Source organism: Paenibacillus sp. J22R232 (assembly GCF_056269165.1).
The window spans coordinates 252,386-270,617 of sequence record NZ_JBWDNK010000008.1 but is presented as its reverse complement, the minus strand read 5'-3'; the positions used below and the strand labels follow the sequence as shown (position 1 = coordinate 270,617).

Below are 18,232 nucleotides of genomic sequence, written 5' to 3'. Positions count from 1 at the left end.
GCTGCGAAATATGTAACTGAGCCCGTATCGGTAGCACCGGCAGCAGCAACAATCACGGCATCGAACAACAAAGTAGGCGTGAGCGATACAGTGGTTGTTACAGGTCTTGCTAAAGGCGATGTAGTGAATGTGTACAAAGCGGCAACAGGCGGAGCGGCAATCGGAACGGCAACAGTAGCTGAAGGAGCAACATCAGCAACGGTAACGATTGAGCAACTGGGCGCTGCTGCAGGTAGCGTGTATGTGAGCGTGACAAAAGAAGGTCAACTAGAAAGCGTAAGAACGGTTAAAGCTTACGAAACAGAGATTACTGCTCCAGCATTGGCGGCTAACATTGTCGTATTGAACAATGATGGCGCATCGGATATCGTGAGAGTAACAGGTCTAACAGCAGGCGATGTTGTCAATGTATACACTGTCGCAGCAGATGGTTCTGTTGTAGGTACAGCTACAGTAGGGGATGGTAAAACATCCGTTAACGTGAGTATCGAACAGCTTTCAGTAGGTGCAGGCAAAGTATATGTAACGATTACAAAAGCAAGCAAGCAAGAAAGCACTCGCGTAGCTAAAGATTATATCGCGGAGTAATTATTTTTAAATCATAGCTGCAAGGGCTGTCTTCAAGGTCTATGGCCTTAAGGGACAGCCCTTGTTTTATAACACGTTAACAAAAGAAACTGATCTCTGCTAAAATGGATGTGAAAAGCATTCATCAAGCATTAGGAAAGGTTTCTTTTTCCTGTTATTTATGCCTAAGCTATCGATACCAACAAAATGCTTTTTTGAACATATATATGAGAGCATTAATCCATTTATCATACTGAAGGCTATCTTGGATTAGAAGAAAGGATGTATTAAGATAAGCGAAAAAGCTGGACTGATAAAATCGCTTCACTCTATTTTTTTATCAAGTGAGCTTCAGCATGCAGCACTCGGGATGGGCTGCTTTTGGAGCCCAGAAGCTTTATTCGGCCAACTGCCAGGCGTCATACGAACCTGTGTTGGCTATGCGGGAGGCACAACTGAGAGTCCGACATACCGTGATATGGGTGACCACACGGAGACGGTTCAGCTTATTTTTGATCCTCATATTATTAGCTTTGAAGAAATTGTAGAGATATTCTGGGACAGTCATAACCCATTAAATATTAACGATTACAAGGGCAATCAGTATAGGTCCCTGTTGTTTTACGCGGATGAGCACCAACTGGCAGCGATTCGTCGGGTTTTGCAGAGGCGGATAGAGCGGGGAGAGGATGAGCCTGCAACGGAAATTATGCCAGTATCTCCTTTCTATCTTGCCGAGGATCGACATCAGAAGTATTATCTCAAAAGGTTTCCAGACGCTATGGAGAAGCTGGGAAACTTGTTCGAGACAAAGGAGGAGATACAAAATGCTACTTTGGCCGCTAGGCTGAACGGATTGGCAAAAGGATATACGAATATGGCGCTCATTGTGTCTGAATTGGAGAAATGGGCGATAAGGCGTGACGATCAGCAGCGCTTGATCAAGCTGGTCAAAAGTATAAAGTGGTAGCTTGCGCGAATAGGAGTTACGCAGCATTTTCTATTTAAGGCATAGAGGGTTAAAATAAAGGGGACAAGCCATAACGCAATGGGAGGAGTGTTGTTCATGAAATATAGGAGACTCGGCAGTACGGGGCTAAATGTATCGGTCATCGGTCTTGGAACGTGGCAGTTCGGAGGCGAGTGGGGCAGGGAATATACGCAGGAGGAAGCAGATGCGATTCTGGATAAAGGCCATGAGCTTGGCATTAATCTCATCGATACTGCGGAATGTTACGGCGATCATCTCTCCGAATCCCTCATTGGCGACTATATTAGCCGCCGCAAGCGTGAGGACTGGATCATTGCAACGAAGTTTGGCCATCACTTCCACGAGCGCTTCTCGCGCACCGATTCCTTCGATGCAGAAGGTGTCGTGGCGCAGCTTGATGCTTCCCTTAAGGCGCTGAAGACAGATTACATCGACCTCTATCAATTTCATTCGGGGCCGGACCAAGCCTTCGATAATGATGAGCTATGGACAACGCTGGACAAACAAATTGAAGCCGGCAAAATCCGCTTTCTCGGTACTTCCATTGGCAGCAACGACAACTTGCACCAGACGGAAGCATCCACGAGAGTGAACGCCCGCGCCATTCAGGTCGTATACAACAGGCTGGACCGCGCCCCTGAGGAGCGGGTATTCCCTTCCTGCCAGCAGCAGGATTTGGGCGTGCTTGCGCGCGTGCCGCTAGCGAGCGGCTACCTTAGCGGCAAATATAAGCCAGGCGCAGTCTTCGGCGATACCGATGTTCGCCATAGGCATGACAAGGAGAGCACCAGGCTAAAGCTGCTCGAAGTGGAGCATATTCAGCGGGAGGAAGTTCCTCAGGGCATTGCTATGGCGAGCTGGGCGCTTGCATGGTGCTTGAAGCATTCGGCTGTTACTGCCGTCATCCCCGGCTGCAAGGATCCCGAGCAGGTTGAAGCGAACGCGAAAGCGGTAGATCTGATTGCCGAGCCGCATCCTCAGGATGTTGTCTGATCAGATTGACGCTTTGTATAGACAGACAGGTGAAGAATAAACAAAGAGCTGCTTCCACTTAGATGGAAAGCAGCTCTTATTTTAGTTAACGGCAAGGGTCAACGAGGAAGCTTATAGCACGGTAACATGCTGACGATGCTTCTCGAAGTCGGATACGCGGCATTCCAGCTTCATTCTTGTGCCCTCTGCCTCATACTCCGTCGCTTCCACATGAGCGTGCTCGTTGAAATAGGCGACAAGTCGGCCTTGGCTAAACGGAATGAGCAGCTCGCATTTCATATAATCGTCGAATATATGATCGCGGATCACCTGTATCAGTTCATCCAAGCCGCTTCTGTCCCTTGCAGATAGAAAGACATTGCTGTCGTTAACGGCGGGATAAGGATGGTCGGTTAGGTCACATTTGTTATAGGCATATATTGTCGGGATATCGTAGGCGCGCAGATCCTTAAGCGTCTCATTCGTTACGGCGATATTTTGCTCATATTCCTCATGGGCGTAATCTACGACATGAACGAGCAGATCCGCTTCGGTCACTTCCTCCAAGGTCGAGCGGAAGGCTTTGACAAGGTGATGGGGCAGCTGACTGACGAACCCTACGGTATCCGTAAGCAGGAAAGATTTGTTATCCGGCATGTCGATGCTTCTAACAGACGTCTCCAGCGTTGCAAACAGCATATCTTTCGCGAATACCTGCTTCGTTGTCTCTGGATTGAATTTCTCCAGCAAAGCGTTCATCAAGCTGGATTTGCCCGTATTGGTATATCCGACAAGGCAGACGACTGGCATCTCGTTCTTCTGCCGCTGCTTCCGCTGAATCTGGCGCCTAGCTACGAGCTTATCCAGCTCAGCCTGCAGCGCGGTGATTCTCTCCTCGATCCGGCGGCGATCGAGCTCAAGCTTCGTCTCCCCGGCTCCTCTATTCTTGAGGCCGGCACCGCCCCCTTGGCGGCCAAGCGACGCGCGAAGTCCTACGAGCCGCGGAAGCATGTATTGCAGCCTTGCAACTTCAACCTGAAGCTGGGCTTCACGCGTTTTGGCGCGTTCCGCGAAGATATCTAGGATCAGAATCGTCCGGTCGATAACCGTTCGCTCCAAGGCAGCTTCGAGATTGCGGATTTGAGAGTGGGAGAGCTCATCGTTGAAAATAACGACGTGAGCATCATGCGCTTCGAGCAGCGCGAGCAGCTCTTGGATCTTGCCGGTCCCGATATAATGGGTAGGGTTGATGCGTGCCGCCTTCTGGCTCAGCTCGTCAACGACCTCGATGCTGTTGGCTGCCGCAAGATTGCGCAGCTCTTCCATGGAATAGGCAAAGTCGGTTTGGTTCTGAAGCTGAACGCCGACGATGACCGCTTTTTGATTCGGTTGTTCCATTATTCATCATCCTCTTAAGGTTATTTGGAATACAAAAAAACACAGGCAGCGCTGCCTGTGTCAGAGAAGAGGAGATCAGGATGATCCGCAGGGAAAGCAATGCCTTTCCTTGCGCTAATGGATCGGTGGTCCTCCTTGGGCATAGAACGCGAGGCTATCATATAGGAAAGGGAACCCCCCCTTCGTACAATAGCCGTTGTCGTTTCATTCTATACACGTATGAAGCTTCCGTTCTAAAGGCAAATACGCGTGTAGGGATCATGCTGATCCCGTCGGCGTACTTGTTCCATCTATGGGTTACCTTCAAAATGGCAGACCTATCCTGAGTCCTCTGCACACAGGCAGAGCTTTGGCGCTATTCAATTAGCAGCTGCGCAAAGACCTAACTCGGATAAAGTCTATCACATGTAACCCTCCGTTCATCTAAAGTAGCACCAGTGTAGCACAACATGGAAGCTGCGGCAAGCATCTACTCGCCGGCTGCTACGTTTGGCTCCAATCCTGCCGCAATGTGAAGAGCTCTTTCAGCGCTTCCGTAGAAAGCTCGGTTATCCATCCCTCGGAGCTTGAGATCACGTTTTCGCTAAGCTGCTGCTTGTTCTCCAGCATCTCATCGATCCTCTCCTCCAGCGTTCCGAGCGAGATAAACTTATGAACCTGCACGTCGCGGGTTTGCCCCATCCGATAGGCGCGGTCAGTCGCTTGGTTCTCGACGGCGGGATTCCACCACCGGTCGAAATGGAATACATGGTTCGCCGCTGTTAGATTCAAGCCGACTCCGCCCGCCTTGATGGATAGAATGAACACGCTTGGCTGCTCGTCCGGCGATAGCGATGTCGATTGGAATTTATCGATCATACGATCACGCGCGAGCTTGGAGGTGCTGCCGTTCAAATACAGGACAGGCTCTTGCAGCTCCTGCTGCAGCACCGATTGAAGCAGCTGGCCCATACCGATATATTGCGTGAAAATCAGGCAGCGCTCGCCTTCATCGCGCAGCTCTCGTACCATCGCGAGCAATCTTTCCAGCTTGGCGGAGCGGCTCACCAATCCTTCGGCGTCCAGCTCTTCGTCCCCGGCATCGGTAAGGCCCGGAACGGGCTCCTTCGTCAACAGCACCGGATGGTCGCATATTTGCTTAAGCTGCATGATCGCGGATAAGATTGCTCCTTTGCGTTCAATGCCTTCAAGCTTCTGCATGCGGTCCATCAGCTGATTGACAGCTTGGTTATACAGCGCCCCTTGCTCGGCTGTTAGATGGATGTAGGTTTTCATTTCGTTTTTGTCCGGCAAATCAAGCTGGATGGACGGGTCCTTCTTTTTGCGGCGGAGCATGAACGGCTTCACGAGCTTCTGAAGATCAACCGTTCGCTCCTTGTTATGCTCCTTCTCGATCGGATTGCCGAACCGCTGCTGAAAGCCGTGCGCGGTGCCTAAAAATCCAGGATTCATGAAATCATAAATCGACCAGAGCTCTGACAATCGGTTTTCGATCGGCGTTCCGGTCAACGCAATGCGATGCTTCGACGCAAAGCTGCGAACGGCTGCCGACTGTTTGGTTTGCGCGTTTTTAATATTTTGGGCTTCATCCAAGCAGATCGCTGACCAGGTAGGGCGCTGCAGCAGCTCTTGGTCAAGGGTTGCGGTCGCGAATGAGGTCAGGATGACGTCGGCTTGCTGGATATCCGCAAGGAAATCATCGCCTGTGAGACGCTTGCTGCCATAGTGGAGCATGACTTTAAGCGTTGGAGCGAAGCGGCTGATCTCCTTCTGCCAATTGCCTAGAACGGATGTCGGGCAAATAATGAGGGCAGGAGTGCCTGTCTCGGTGCTCGCGCTGCTCTCCTTCAGGCTCAGCAGATAGGCGATAAGCTGGACGGTCTTGCCGAGCCCCATATCATCGGCTAGACATGCTCCAAGACCGAATCGCCGCAAGAAGGACAGCCAAGCGAAGCCTTCCTGCTGATAGGTCCGGAGCTCTGCCTTTAAGCCTGCGGGTACGGGAAGCAGCGGCCATTCTGAACGCTGGCTGAGCTGGCTGACGAGCTTCATTAGATGCTCGTTCAGCTCGACCTCAAGCTGGATGCGCTGTTCCTGCGCTGCCTCCCGCTCTAGTTGTTCCTCCTCCGCACGGTCGCTTTCTCCTAGCAGATGGAGCTGCAGCACGTCTTGGAAGGATAATCCCTGTGAGCGGTCGATGCCAGACATCGCTTTGCGGATTTGCGAGAGCAGGCTTGGGTCCAGCGCAATCCACTGTCCACGGAATCGCACCAGCCGCTCGTTGCGGTCTACCAGCTCATTGAATTCGGATTCGGTCAGGCTAGTCTCGCCGATTGCGATGCGCCAGTCAAAGTCGATTAACGTATCCAGTCCGAACAATGACTCGCCGTTGCTCTCTGCGGGCGTGCTGACCTTGGCCCGCAGCTTTGGCTTCTTGCGGCTAGCCGTCTCCCACCATGCGGGGAGCAGCACCTGCCAGCCGGCAGCCAGCAGCCGCGGGCTGTCTATGGCAAGAAATTGCCATGCAGCATCGTTCCCCAAATCTGCATGCAGTACATCCTCGCGCGGTCCGGCAAACCGCGCGGCGGATAAGCAGGCCCGCAGCCGGTCAAGCCAGCCCGATGAACGTTCACGGACAGCGGCAGTCCAAGACGATGGCCAAGCACCGGAGGCTTCGCCGGTATCCGAGAGCCGGACAGGCACAAGCACGGCTGCATCCTGCTTGTCCTGCAGCACGAGCTTGAGCTGCCACGAATCTTCGATCTGCTGCGGCTCAGCTAGCTGAAGCAGCGGGCGGAAGAGGGCTTGATCGGCTTTCCAGCCGGATGCAACGAGCCAAGTTTGCGCGTCTAGTCCGGCAACGGCTGCATGATTCTTCGCAAAGAGCAGCGGAAATTCTCTTCGCAAATCGGCTGATTCGGTTTCGGTGCCGTACCAGGTTTCGAATACGGCTGCAGAGAACGCGGCCTGCAAGCCGTCTAGAAAACCGGCTTCATCATCGGAAGATGCAAGCTCAGCCTGTATTTGTCGCTGCAGCACAGGGTTGTCCCAGGTCCATTGCAGCTTGCCATTGCGATAGGCAGAGAAGCTCGGCATATAGCGGCGAGCTTTGATGTCTTCGGCAAGGAAAGGTGCGAGCTTGACCAGCGGTTCAGCATGCTCTCCCCAATTCCATGCAATATGAGCAAGCGTATGATTGTCGGCAAAGAAAGGGATGACCTGCTCTGCGGGAAGGAGCACGAGTTCCAGATCCTGTACCTGCTGGATCTCAAGCTCCGTTCCATAGTAGGAGGCGATGTGCCAGGCGAACAGGCGATGCTTCAGGCTTACGCCGCTCAAAAACTCTCCCGTTTCATCGACCCCATAGAGAAGCGCATCTCCGTGGCTCGTTAAATTAAGGTGTACCGACAAGGATTTGATATAGGTGCTCATGTGATCAGCTTTCCTTTCCGAAGCTCCTCATGCAGGGCGCGAAGCCTGCTGTGCCGAGAAGCGAAGGCATCGATAAAGGTTTCCCACCGCTGCTCTTCTTTCCGTTTTTTATACAGCTTAGCCAGTCGCTTCAGCAGCTTGACGGCAGCTTTGTAGCCGCCTCTGTTTTTAAGCAGCACATTGCTTTCTACCGCCTGATGGTAGAAGGGCAGCAGCAGCTCCGGCGCGTCTTTCTCAATAGGCGCGAAGACGCTCACCCGATAATCGAACGGATCTGTTCCTAGGCTGATCTGGTAATCGATCCAAAGCTTCCACTTTCCATGAACGAGCAGTTTTTTCTCGTATAGGGACGGGGAAAGCTGAAAAAGCGGTTCCCACATATGCTGCTCGGCGCTCGAATGCTGAGGGATGACTTGATCCCAATAGCGATAGAAAATGTCCAAGCTATTTATTCGCTTACCCGCCATTAAGGGTGCTGCGCTCACAAGCCATTCCGAAAGCCGCGGCCATTCCTGCGCTTCCGATATCGTTTCCAGCACAAGGAACAAATCATCTGGACGCAGCTTCAGGCTATTGTTGATCTCGGTGAACAGCTCCAGCGCTTCCTGGTCGCGCCGCAGAAAACTGAGCATCCACGCTTGCGCTGCCAGCCAGGGATAGCGGGATAGGTCAAAGCCAAGCTTTTCCTTGGCGGTTTGCAGCAGCAGCAACTCCTGTGCATATAAGCTTGCACCGCGTTGATCCGGCTGCGTCCAGTTACGCCATACGCCGAAGTAAATATCGGAGAAATAAGCTTTTTCTCCCACTTCTTTCAACATGAGTTGGCGTATGATGGAAACGGACTCCTCGAACAGCTGCGGGCAATTCGCCTCTAAGGAAGCGGCGCGCTGCTGATGCAGGCTGCCGACGATCTGCTCCTGTACTTCGGAGATAGCCGTATGGGTATGAAATCCGATGAAAGCCCCATGCCTAGGCGCTTGATCGGGAGTGGCATTAACGAGCAGCATAAGAATATGAAGATGAGCATGCAAGTCGAATATAAGCTCTTCTTGAGGCGTTAGTTCCGGCTTAACCTGCCGAATCGCCGATAAGGCGGATTTTACGAAATCAAGGTTTTTGATATGCTCGGAAAAAATCGCCGTGCAGGAGCGGAATACGGTATGCCACTCGGATATATTCATCGTATGGATAGCTTTCATAAGGATGGTCTCCTGTAACAATCGTTTGTTTTTGGGATACTTTGAGAACCAGCTTATTATATCATTTATTGGGGACAGTACCGCAGGTTTCTTCGTCCTTTACGGGGGACGGATTTCCTATTATTTCATGTCACTAGCATTCTCTTTTATGTTATATTATGGAGAATGGCAATGCGAAGGAAAAGAACGTTGCTGATAGAGATGAGCGATTCGGTGGAGGCCATTAGAATGGGTTATTTAAAGGATCTGTTGTTGAACATTTTCATCATTTGCTCTCCGCTTGTTTTCTACCCGTATATTCATAAAGTCAAAAATAACACGAAGCTGTTTCGGCTGTTTTTGTTTATTCTCTTCGCAATTGCCATCATAACGACGATGTCGTTCCCCATCAATCTAAATGGCTTGCTGTACGATTTCCGTTCCATTCCTTTGGCAATCGGCTCTTTGTTCGGAGGCATTCAGGTTTCGATTCTTTTGTACATAACGCTGCTCTTGTACCGTTATTTTATCGGGAGCCCGAACGACTGGATATATGTCTTGTCTCTTGTACCAAGCTTCATGGTGTTCCTCTATATCTATAAACGATACAGCGCTCTGACGCTAACCCGTAAAATATCGGTTGCCATTATATATTGTACCCTCATTAAACTTATGACCTTCACCATTTACCTTTCAATAGTCGGTCAGCTGGAGCTCCTGCTTAACAATCCGTGGGAAACGCTGCAAACGTATGTGATACAGGGAATTATTGCCGGCATATGCGTCTATGTCATTGAATTGCTGCATACATTTTTTCAGATGCAAGAGGAGATTATAAGAAGCGAGAAGATGAAGATCGTTGGGGATATGGCTGCATCGGTAGCACATGAAATTAGAAATCCGCTCACGACGATTAAAGGATTTATTCAGCTGTTCGCTACGGCAGACCTTGATAAGGAAAAGAAGCTGCTTTATCAGAGAATCTGCTTTGAGGAATTGGAGCGTGCAGAGCTCATTATTGCGGATTACCTCTCGCTTGCCAAGCCGGATCCTGAAGTCATCGAAGCGATTGATATTCATCATGAAATGCATCATTTGTCTAATGTACTGATGACATATGCGAACTATAACAATATTCAAATTCAAGTAGCGACCGAGGATGAGCACGCTTTCCTCATTCAGGGTGACCGATATAAGCTAAGGCAGGCGCTAATCAATCTCGGCAAAAATGCGATTGAAGCCATGCCGGGCGGCGGCCTGCTGGAGTTGAAAACGGTCATTCGCGAGCAGCAAGCATGGGTCATATTAAGCGATAATGGAAGCGGTATGTCATCGGAGCAGGTGAAGCGCCTCGGTACTCCTTATTATTCGACGAAGGAAAAAGGAACAGGGCTCGGAGTTATGGTTTCCTTCGGCATTATCAAAAAAATGAACGGGAAAATTACGATTAAAAGCGAACCGGGCGAAGGAACAGCATTTCATCTTATTTTTCCAAAGGCGAACTAGTATTTGCTATTATTCGATTACTTTTCCACAAATTTTGCATCAAGGTAAGATTATGCGGCTGTTCGTGTTATAATTAAGAGGTGCAGTCAATAAAGATCATTGACTATGATAAAGGAGTCGGAAATATGCAGGTAGTATTTGAAGACTGGGATCAAAAGGTGAAGAAAACGTTTAATGCAACGAGCAAGCAGGAGGTATTAACGGTTACCGAGGCTGGCGATCTACTAGGCATGACGAAAGACCAAATGAAGGTATACGTGCTAAAGCATAACCTGACCAAGGTTGCGATTAACCGCAGCGTCCACAGATATCTATTACTGAAAAGCGAAATAGATGAGATCTTAGGCAAAGCTTAACCTTTACGATGAACCACAGTCTCCTTGCGAGGCTGTGGTTTTTTGTTGTCTATTTCCGAGCTTTTTGTCATGCCCGTTCGTTCTTGGGCCTCTCCTTTACATAATTTCAGATAGATATGCGAAAAATAGATCAGTAAATAAATGAATGCAGAAACGGAGCTGTTCAAAATGACGACGGTAGGCGTTTTAGCAGCTTTACTTTTGGCATCTCTGTTGATCGCTCTTCTGGATATGAGCCTTTACAAAGAAAGCTTTGGCGCAGCACTGGGCAAACAGGGCTTTAACTATAACGATTTTAAAACTTATCTCTTGCTTGCTGCAGCGTTAGGCTTATCCTTATTCCGTGATATGAGAAGCTTCCGACGCATGAGAAGCCGAAAAGGGCGGCTGTCTGCAGGCGGAGATCCACGCAGCAATCGGACCAAGAGATGATGAATAAAATGAGCACATTCCAAATGTATAGCTTGATGCTGGTTCTGCTGCTCGGAACTTCTATTATTTTTGGGACGCCGAAGCTCGTACCGGATGTATGGCTAGTCCCCCTCTTTACCATTCTCCCTGCGGCCCTTTTGTTTCTATGCTATACCGCCTTGGTTTCCTCTGAATCAAGAAAAGGCCTCTATGTTGTCTTAATCAAGGCATGGGGGAGCGTGATCGGCAAAGCGCTCGTACTCGGTTATGCCGTCTATTTTCTTTATATTGCGGCTCGTAACGTGCGGGATATGCTGGAACTGGTGATGACGACTCTTCTGCGCATAACCCCTCTTGAGATCGTTGTCGTGTTGTTTGTTCTTATCGTTGCTTATGCAGCGCACGGCGGCGCACGGGCATTAGGAAAATTATCGGAGGCTATCATTGGGCTGATTTTCTTGTTTTTTATTTGCATAGCAATCTTGCTGGTGATGAGCGGATCGCTCGAACCGCAAAGGATGCTTCCCTTTTTGTCCAAAGGCGTCGCGCCTCTTCTGCAGACGGCCTTTTCAAGCTCCTTGTGGGTTCCTTATGGGGAATTAATCGTTTTTTTAGTGATGTTTCCGCAGATGGGGAAGAAGGCTGCGTTCCGCAAAGCAGGAATGACAGCGATCGTATCGGCTGGTGTAATTCTCTCTTTCTCCGATTTGCTCCAGATCTGGTCGATGGGCATGGAATATGAGAAATATTCTACCTTTCCCTTATTGGATGCGGCGAGGCTCATTAACATTTCGGATTTCATCAATCGAATGGATGCGCTTGTTGCATTGATCATTATTTTTGGCGTTTTTCTCAAATGCGCCATTTTCTTGTATGCGGGAGCAAAAGGAATCTCTGTCATTTTCGGAAAACCGAGTAAAACCTACATCTATCCCCTTGCTTTGATGATTGGAGCGCTGTCGCTGCTAGTCTCACATAATTTTGCCGAACACACGGAAGAGGGGCTTCACCTTGTCATTCAGTACCTCCATATTCCGTTTCAGCTGATCATTCCCCTTTTGACAGGTATATGGATATGGATTCTTTCTAAGCGAAAGAGAGGTAGCAGCGAATGAACGAACGAGATCATACTTTGCGAAATGATTCGAATAGCTTGCCGATTCAATCGCTGGAGCATATTCGCGCCCATTTGAAGCATGTATTCGGCAATACGGCTGATCTTGCGGTCGTAGAGGTTTGCGTTGGCGAGCAAAAGGGATTGCTCTGCTATTTAGAAACGATGACGAACGTGCCTTTTATGATGGACAATATCGTTCGGCCGCTTTCCCATGTCAGTATGAATCAACCCTTTGGAAGTGCTGACGCATGGCTGGAGCATATGAACGAGAAATATTATGGCGGATTATCCGGTATTTATATCGGCGATTTAAAAGAATTTACGCAAAAGCTGGCTGTTGGCCAAGCGGGGCTAGCATTGGAAGGAGCATCCTTCACGCTTATGCTCGATGTGAAGCAGCTGGATACCAGAGCGGTAGCGGAGCCGACTACGCAGACGGTTGTAAGGGGCCCGAAGGACGGCTTTACGGAATCGGTGGATACGAATATGAGCTTAATTCGCAGACGTCTCATTAATGAGCAGCTGCGCTTTGAGAAATATACCTTAGGAGATCAATCACAAACTTCCGTTTACTTAGCCTATATAAATGGGAGGCTGGATGCGGAGCTGCTGCGAAGGATCCGAGCCAGATTGCAAACGAACCGCATGTCCAGCGTGCTTGATTCCGGAAGCATAGAGGAGCTTCTTAGGCCGAAAAGGTTTTCTTTGTTCCCAACGGTATACAGCAGCGAGCGGCCGGATGCGGTATGCGCCTCTATTCTGGAGGCAAAAGCTGCCATTATCGTTAACGGCAGCCCGTTTGTCCTCGTCGTTCCCGCGGTTATGAACGATTTTTTCAAATCGCCTGAGGATCACTATCAGTGGTTTGCGTTCGGCACCTTTACTCGGCTGCTGCGCTACCTTGCATTCTTCTTTTCTTTGTTCGTCCCTTGTCTCTATATCGCAGTAACGACCTTTCACGCGGAGTTGGTTCCGACGGTTCTGCTTACAAGCATTTTGGCGCAACGGGAAGGGATTCCTTTTCCTGCGGTTATTGAAATACTCTTAATGGAAATTACCTTCGAAATTTTACGTGAGGCAGGCACCCGGATGCCTCGTGTTGTAGGTCCTGCGATTTCTATCGTCGGTGCACTAGTGCTCGGCGAAGCAGCCGTACAGGCAGGCATTGTCTCCAACATTAACGTAATCGTAGTCGCGTTAACGGCTATTTCGGGGTTCGTAGCTCCGATATTCACATTTGGCGCGAACATACGCCTATTCCGGTTCGGCTTTATTTTTCTGGCAGCGGTGCTTGGTTTTTACGGCGTCATTCTTGGTTCGGCTTTTCTGCTGATCCATCTGGTCAGGCTGCATTCTTTCGGGGTGTCCTACCTTTCCCCGTTTGTTCCCTTTCGTTTGCGCGAGCAAAAGGATGCGATTCTCGTCTTTCAAACACCTTTGTCGAATGATGAAGGGGGAGGGAGCGAAAGCCGTGAATAAAAGGAATAGGCTCATGCTTGGCATATGGATCGCAGCACTTCCTTTTCTCTTATCCGGTTGCTGGGACAACGTGGAGTTGAATAAAACATCTCTAATTACAGGCGCGGCATTGGAGCCGGGGAGCAATGGCAAACTTCGTCTTACCATCGAGACGATGATTGCCGACCAATTGGAAGGAAATAAGGATACGGTGCCTGCTGTTATACAATCGATTGAGGGAACTACATTGGCAGAAATGATTACGCGCTTTAATGAAAGCATAGACCGGACGCTGCTTATCTCGCATATCGGCGTATTCATCGTTGATGAACGATTGGCTAGAAAAGGCCTTTCGGATCTTTTGGATCCGCTGCAGCGGACAAGATACATTCGGGAGGATGTTCTTGTCTTAATTTCGAAAGATGTTCCTGCTGCTCAACTGTTAAAGGTGCTATACCCGCGCGGGACGCTCACCTCGTCTAAAATTACCGCCCAAGTGAAAAGCTACCGTTTCTCATGGGGAGGAATACCAGAGTCCCGATTATTCGACATTTCAGAGGCTCTTCTTACCGAAGGCAGGGAGCTTGCGCTCGGGGCAATCTCGCTTAAGGGAGCCTTCAAAGACGCGAATACGCTGCAGAGCATCAAGTCGGTCACGCCTAGGGCTTCAATCGTCATTGCCGGAACGGGCGTTTTTTCGGAGGATAAGCTTCTCGGATTTCTTTCTTTGGAAGAAAGCCGGATGCTCTCGCTGGCAAGGAATCAGGTTAAAGGGACAACGGTCGGGATTCCAACTTATGACAACACCGCGATTCGTCTCTATCATTTAAAAGCAGCGCTTCAAGCGGAAATGGAGAAGGGCGAGCTGGTTCTTCGTTTAAGCCTGGAAGGGGACGGTATAGTTGCAAGCGTAGACGAATCCATTCGTTTAACATCGATTGCTGGCTATGAGCAGTTGGAGAAACTCGGCGCTGAGTATTTGGAGCAGCAAATGAGCGCAACGATTAAAAGCATACAGAAAAGGTTCGGAGTAGATGTATTTGGATTTGGCGAGCAGATGTATCGGAAGCAATACGCACAGTTTATGCCGATCTCAGGGAGCTGGAATGAACGATTTGCGAGGACGCCTATAACTGTAAAAGCCAAGATTAAACTTTATCGCTCCGAATTGAAAACAAATCATATCCGAAATGAGGGAGTCGGACCTTAACTGTATCGGTTTTACCTGACATGTGGTGATAGGGTCGTTATATGGAGGATATGGAAGGATGTTTCCGAACGGGCAGGGGTGGTCTTGGCTCAGTCCGGCTTAGGCGAAATTACCGGAAATAGCGCCGCCTGCCGCTGTTTTTCAATGGGTGTAGCATTCGTTATACTTGAATAGACCGATTGGAAAACATAAGCTGGAGGGTGAATTTCATTGACTTACATGGACATGTTAGGACGTCGGAGCATTATTTTGAAACGCAATATCGGTAACTTAATCGTCAAGGACAACAAGCAGGGGCTAAGCCCGCAGGAGAGCAACTTCTATCAGAGCATGGTGAAAGAATGGCATCAGAATGAGAACGAATTGAATGCTGCAAGGAAACAGCCCTAATGAATAGTTGAGAAAGCCTCATAGGCAGGCGTTCAGAACAGTCGCAGAACAGACTGTTCTGAACGCCTGTTTTAACGTTTTAGGCGCAAGAAGGTTCAAGGACGAAGCGCGGATGCCTTCGGCGGTTGCGCAAGCTCGATGAGAAAGCCCGACAGCATAAGGATGGCCACCGAAATCGATAGCTTCAGCCAGTAATGGCGCTTATGCTTGAGTGTCATTTGGAGGTTCACCTCCTTCCCCATCCGTTATTACCCAGTAACGCGAATCAAATGGTGTTTTGGAACACATGTTTCATAAATAACCCTTTTGCCGCACAATCAAACAAAATGTTTATTATCGGGTATAATAGAGGAATGATTAATGTGGGGAGCAATAAATTAACGGAGGTTCTTTGTTATGTTAGCGGCGGAAAGAGCGGCGTACCTTACGATTGACGAAGGTCCGGCCGAGGAGTTTATGCAGAAGGTTGATTATTTGAATGCCAGAGGCGTACGCGCCATTTGGTTTTGTTTGGGTGAAGCACTGGAACGCTTCTCAGATGCAGCAGTGCATGCGATTCGTTCAGGGCATATTATTGGGAACCGAAGCTATGATCACGCGGATTTCTCCTCTATTTCTTGGGATGACGCTAGAGGCCAGGTGGAGCGGGCGGATCAGGTGATCAATGGGCTTTATGCCAAAGCGGAGGCCGTCAGGCCTGCGAAGGTTTTTCGGTTTCCCTATTCCGAAGACGAATCGAGGCATGAGCATTTCGCCGGTATCCAGCGGATGCTTGAACAGTTGGGGTATGAGCAGCCTTCCTTTGATCATATACACTATGCAGAGCAGGACGAATCGAGCATGAAGCAGGGATTACACGTGTCCTATACGCTCGATACGTTCGATTTGGGGGCGGAAGCCCATTCGCAGGATGAAGGAAGAGTCGGCAACGAGATCATTCTTATCCATGATTGGATTGCATTAGAGCCATTCAAGTCCTTGCTTGACCGTCTTTTGACAAAGGGCATGACCTTCACGGTACCAAAAGAATGGGGCCAGGCCAGTACGGTGGTTTAAACGAATAGTCGTTCCAAAACAATCAGGCACGGCCAATCGCAATGGTGGATCATACCATCGCAATCGGCTGTGCCTGTTGCTATCAACCTTCCCGAGCGATTAGGCGATCGCTCTCCAATCTTCGCCAATATGCTTGCCGATTTCAGTACACGAATTTACGCTGGGCCCAGTAGCTTAACAGAAACAACGTTCCCTCAGTGAGCAGCTTCGCGACGAGCAGCTGCATGCCTAGCCGTTCATTAAAGAGGTGCATCAAGCCATAATTCAGTACGAAAATGATGATGACCAGCGCAAAGTATTTAGGCATGGAGGTATGCATTGCTGTTCGTCTCCCCGATGCGAATACAAACCGTTTATTCATTGAATAATTAAAAACAGAACTCGCAAGCCTTGCGCCAAGCACAGCCAATAGAAGGTTTGAGCTGAAAATATGAATCAGCGCGAGCAGCAAGTAGTCAATCGCCGCAGAAGATAGGGAGGTCGCGCTGAATTTGAGAAACGGAGCATAGATTCTGGTTGAGTCGGCAATCGGACGAAAATGAGAGGATTGATTATGATTGAGATATACCGTGTCTATCGGGACCTGATGAAAATCATATCCGGCAGCAGGAGCTTCGAGCAGCAGATTCATTTCATACTCAAAGCGTTCGCCTGGAATGCGGCAAAGCCAGTCTAGCATGTCGGCAGAATAGCCGCGCAATCCTGTCTGCGTATCCATGACGCGCCTGCCTGTCGCTAACGCATAAACGAGCCGCGTAGCTGCGTTTCCGAAGCGGCTGCGCAGAGGGACTTTGCCCGAGAAATGACGGCAGCCGAGCACGATATGCTGTTTATTCTCCTGCAGGCTGGCGGCAATTCTCATAATATCGCGGGGGAGATGCTGACCGTCGCTATCCGCGCATACGATGCCATGGGTAGTCCCCTTCTGTTTAAAATATTGAAAGCCCGACTTCAGGGCATGTCCTTTCCCTTTGTTCTCGCTATGCGTGATGATCGTGCAGCCGAGCTCGCTTGCCGTGCGGAATAAGTGGCCATAAGCCTGACCGCTTCCGTCATCGACGATGACGATTGGGAACGTGCCCAGCTCTCTCAGCTCCATAATGAGCATGATCAGCCTCTCATCCGGCTCATACGAAGGGATTAATAGATTCACCGCTGTCAGCCTCCTTGTTGTCGTTGTACTTGTTCGTTATTCTGCGATGTAGAGGATGTCACTGACGCCGCGCTCTTGCTGGCGGCCTTGCGGATTGTTAACGACGCGTCCCATGAAATACATGGTGGAGGAGCCGCCGCCGTCCAGGTTATAAGCCTCCGTTGCGCCAAGCTCTTTGAATACTTGCGCGAATTCGGTTAAGGTCATGCCTTTGCTGTAATTATCCTTGCGTCCGTCTACGACAACGAGCACATAGTGGTTAGGTGCGATCATTCCGATGCCCGTACGAGGATTCGAGCCTTGGATGGAGCGGTTCCCGAAATTGGTGTCGATGGCAACTTTGTCGAAATCGTCCGTGACCGCTCGGTCCTTCACGAGCGTCGGACCGAACGAATAGGTCTGGGTTACGCCCATCTCCAGCAGGACCGAGGATGAAACCTCCTCCTCGTTATAAGACTTCATCGTACCGTCGGATAACAGGGCGACCGCATCACGGACAGGCTCGTCCCGATAAACGGTGCCGTTGCGGATAATTACTCCGTCACTGCGGAATCCATAATAATCACCGTTGATGGCGAGTATGGCATTATTGGCAGCAGCGATCGTAGATGTGTTTTCAGTAATGTTGCGGCCGAACGCGTTTTTGGCAAAAGCGGATTGCAGCAAGCTTGCCTGCTTTAACTGGACATCGGCGACAAAGTAAGTAATTTTGTCTTCGCCGGAGCCTGTTTCGATCTTTTCAATGCGTATGCTCGTATCGGCACTGCTGTAGTTCCAGTCATCCTGTTCAATCTGCTCGGAGCTGCCCGAGTCTTGGCCGCTATCCGATTCGGGAATTGCTGTCGCCTGCGCAGCAATTTTCACCTCAACATGCTCGATCAGGTAACGGTCTGCCAGCACATAGAGGGCGCCTCCGATTACGAGCAGGAGCAAGGCGGCAAAAAGCATTATTTTTTTTCGTTTCGATAAACGTATGATGACGATCAACTCCTGTGAATGGGATAAAGCATGATTAGCCCTCTAGCTATTGCGCAAGC

17 protein-coding genes are annotated in these 18,232 nt (G+C 49.7%); 11 read left to right on the top strand and 6 right to left on the bottom strand.

Annotated features, from left to right (window positions below; translation table 11 throughout):
* From AC0YN3_RS22595 to AC0YN3_RS22585, 3 genes are all read left to right on the top strand, one after another.
* On the top strand, positions 1 to 588 hold a 588-nt coding region (locus AC0YN3_RS22595), incomplete at its 5' end, for an IMP dehydrogenase (protein ID WP_475777206.1).
* Positions 589 to 853: 265 nt separating this feature from the next.
* Positions 854 to 1,537: a peptide-methionine (S)-S-oxide reductase MsrA gene (gene msrA / locus AC0YN3_RS22590; protein ID WP_475777217.1), complete on the top strand. Its 684-nt coding sequence runs from the start codon at positions 854 to 856 to the stop codon at positions 1,535 to 1,537.
* Between the two features lie 96 nt (positions 1,538 to 1,633).
* Positions 1,634 to 2,551 carry an aldo/keto reductase gene (locus AC0YN3_RS22585; protein ID WP_475777205.1) on the top strand — a complete coding sequence of 306 codons (918 nt, stop codon included), beginning with the start codon at positions 1,634 to 1,636 and terminating at the stop codon, positions 2,549 to 2,551.
* Between the two features lie 111 nt (positions 2,552 to 2,662).
* On the opposite strand, the gene hflX is transcribed toward AC0YN3_RS22585, so the two are convergent.
* The 3 genes from hflX to AC0YN3_RS22570 form a co-directional block, all read right to left on the bottom strand.
* Positions 2,663 to 3,928 carry a GTPase HflX gene (gene hflX / locus AC0YN3_RS22580; RefSeq protein ID WP_475777204.1) on the bottom strand — a complete coding sequence of 422 codons (1,266 nt, stop codon included), beginning with the start codon at positions 3,926 to 3,928 and terminating at the stop codon, positions 2,663 to 2,665.
* A 483-nt stretch (positions 3,929 to 4,411) separates the two neighbouring features.
* Positions 4,412 to 7,360: a DEAD/DEAH box helicase gene (locus AC0YN3_RS22575; RefSeq protein WP_475777203.1), complete on the bottom strand. Its 2,949-nt coding sequence runs from the start codon at positions 7,358 to 7,360 to the stop codon at positions 4,412 to 4,414.
* The gene (locus AC0YN3_RS22570; RefSeq protein ID WP_475777202.1) at positions 7,357 to 8,559 is read right to left on the bottom strand and encodes an SWIM zinc finger family protein; all 1,203 of its coding nucleotides are present in this window, start codon (positions 8,557 to 8,559) and stop codon (positions 7,357 to 7,359) included. Before AC0YN3_RS22570 ends, AC0YN3_RS22575 begins: the two co-directional genes overlap by 4 nt.
* 171 nt (positions 8,560 to 8,730) lie before the next feature.
* Here AC0YN3_RS22570 and AC0YN3_RS22565 point away from each other — a divergent pair, with 171 nt between their 5' ends.
* From AC0YN3_RS22565 to AC0YN3_RS22535, 7 genes are all read left to right on the top strand, one after another.
* The gene (locus AC0YN3_RS22565) at positions 8,731 to 10,044 is read left to right on the top strand and encodes an ATP-binding protein (RefSeq protein ID WP_475777201.1); all 1,314 of its coding nucleotides are present in this window, start codon (positions 8,731 to 8,733) and stop codon (positions 10,042 to 10,044) included.
* A 125-nt stretch (positions 10,045 to 10,169) separates the two neighbouring features.
* On the top strand, positions 10,170 to 10,400 hold the full coding sequence (locus tag AC0YN3_RS22560; RefSeq protein WP_138755052.1) for a DNA-binding protein: 231 nt from the start codon (positions 10,170 to 10,172) through the stop codon (positions 10,398 to 10,400).
* Between the two features lie 141 nt (positions 10,401 to 10,541).
* Positions 10,542 to 10,832, top strand: a complete 291-nt coding sequence (locus AC0YN3_RS22555) for a hypothetical protein (protein ID WP_475777200.1) — start codon at positions 10,542 to 10,544, stop codon at positions 10,830 to 10,832.
* An 8-nt stretch (positions 10,833 to 10,840) separates the two neighbouring features.
* The gene (locus AC0YN3_RS22550; protein WP_475777199.1) at positions 10,841 to 11,926 is read left to right on the top strand and encodes a GerAB/ArcD/ProY family transporter; all 1,086 of its coding nucleotides are present in this window, start codon (positions 10,841 to 10,843) and stop codon (positions 11,924 to 11,926) included.
* Positions 11,923 to 13,407: a spore germination protein gene (locus tag AC0YN3_RS22545; RefSeq protein WP_475777198.1), complete on the top strand. Its 1,485-nt coding sequence runs from the start codon at positions 11,923 to 11,925 to the stop codon at positions 13,405 to 13,407. The genes AC0YN3_RS22550 and AC0YN3_RS22545 overlap by 4 nt, the downstream gene beginning before the upstream one ends.
* The gene (locus tag AC0YN3_RS22540) at positions 13,400 to 14,596 is read left to right on the top strand and encodes a Ger(x)C family spore germination protein (protein ID WP_475777197.1); all 1,197 of its coding nucleotides are present in this window, start codon (positions 13,400 to 13,402) and stop codon (positions 14,594 to 14,596) included. The genes AC0YN3_RS22545 and AC0YN3_RS22540 overlap by 8 nt, the downstream gene beginning before the upstream one ends.
* Before the next feature lie 210 nt (positions 14,597 to 14,806).
* The gene (locus AC0YN3_RS22535; RefSeq protein ID WP_475777218.1) at positions 14,807 to 14,986 is read left to right on the top strand and encodes a hypothetical protein; all 180 of its coding nucleotides are present in this window, start codon (positions 14,807 to 14,809) and stop codon (positions 14,984 to 14,986) included.
* A 95-nt stretch (positions 14,987 to 15,081) separates the two neighbouring features.
* Here the strand turns inward: AC0YN3_RS22535 and AC0YN3_RS22530 are convergent, their stop codons facing one another.
* A complete protein-coding gene (locus AC0YN3_RS22530; RefSeq protein WP_475777196.1) occupies positions 15,082 to 15,204 on the bottom strand; it encodes a hypothetical protein in 123 nt (40 codons plus the stop codon).
* Positions 15,205 to 15,382: 178 nt separating this feature from the next.
* Between AC0YN3_RS22530 and AC0YN3_RS22525 the strand changes: the two genes are divergently transcribed.
* Entirely contained in the window at positions 15,383 to 16,042 is a 660-nt protein-coding gene (locus AC0YN3_RS22525) for a polysaccharide deacetylase family protein (RefSeq protein WP_475777195.1), read from the top strand.
* A gap of 142 nt (positions 16,043 to 16,184) precedes the next feature.
* Here the strand turns inward: AC0YN3_RS22525 and AC0YN3_RS22520 are convergent, their stop codons facing one another.
* Together AC0YN3_RS22520 and AC0YN3_RS22515 are read right to left on the bottom strand one after the other, a co-directional pair.
* On the bottom strand, positions 16,185 to 17,195 hold the full coding sequence (locus tag AC0YN3_RS22520; protein ID WP_475777194.1) for a GtrA family protein: 1,011 nt from the start codon (positions 17,193 to 17,195) through the stop codon (positions 16,185 to 16,187).
* Positions 17,196 to 17,231: 36 nt separating this feature from the next.
* Positions 17,232 to 18,143, bottom strand: a complete 912-nt coding sequence (locus AC0YN3_RS22515; RefSeq protein WP_475777193.1) for a phosphodiester glycosidase family protein — start codon at positions 18,141 to 18,143, stop codon at positions 17,232 to 17,234.
* Positions 18,144 to 18,232 lie beyond the last annotated feature (89 nt).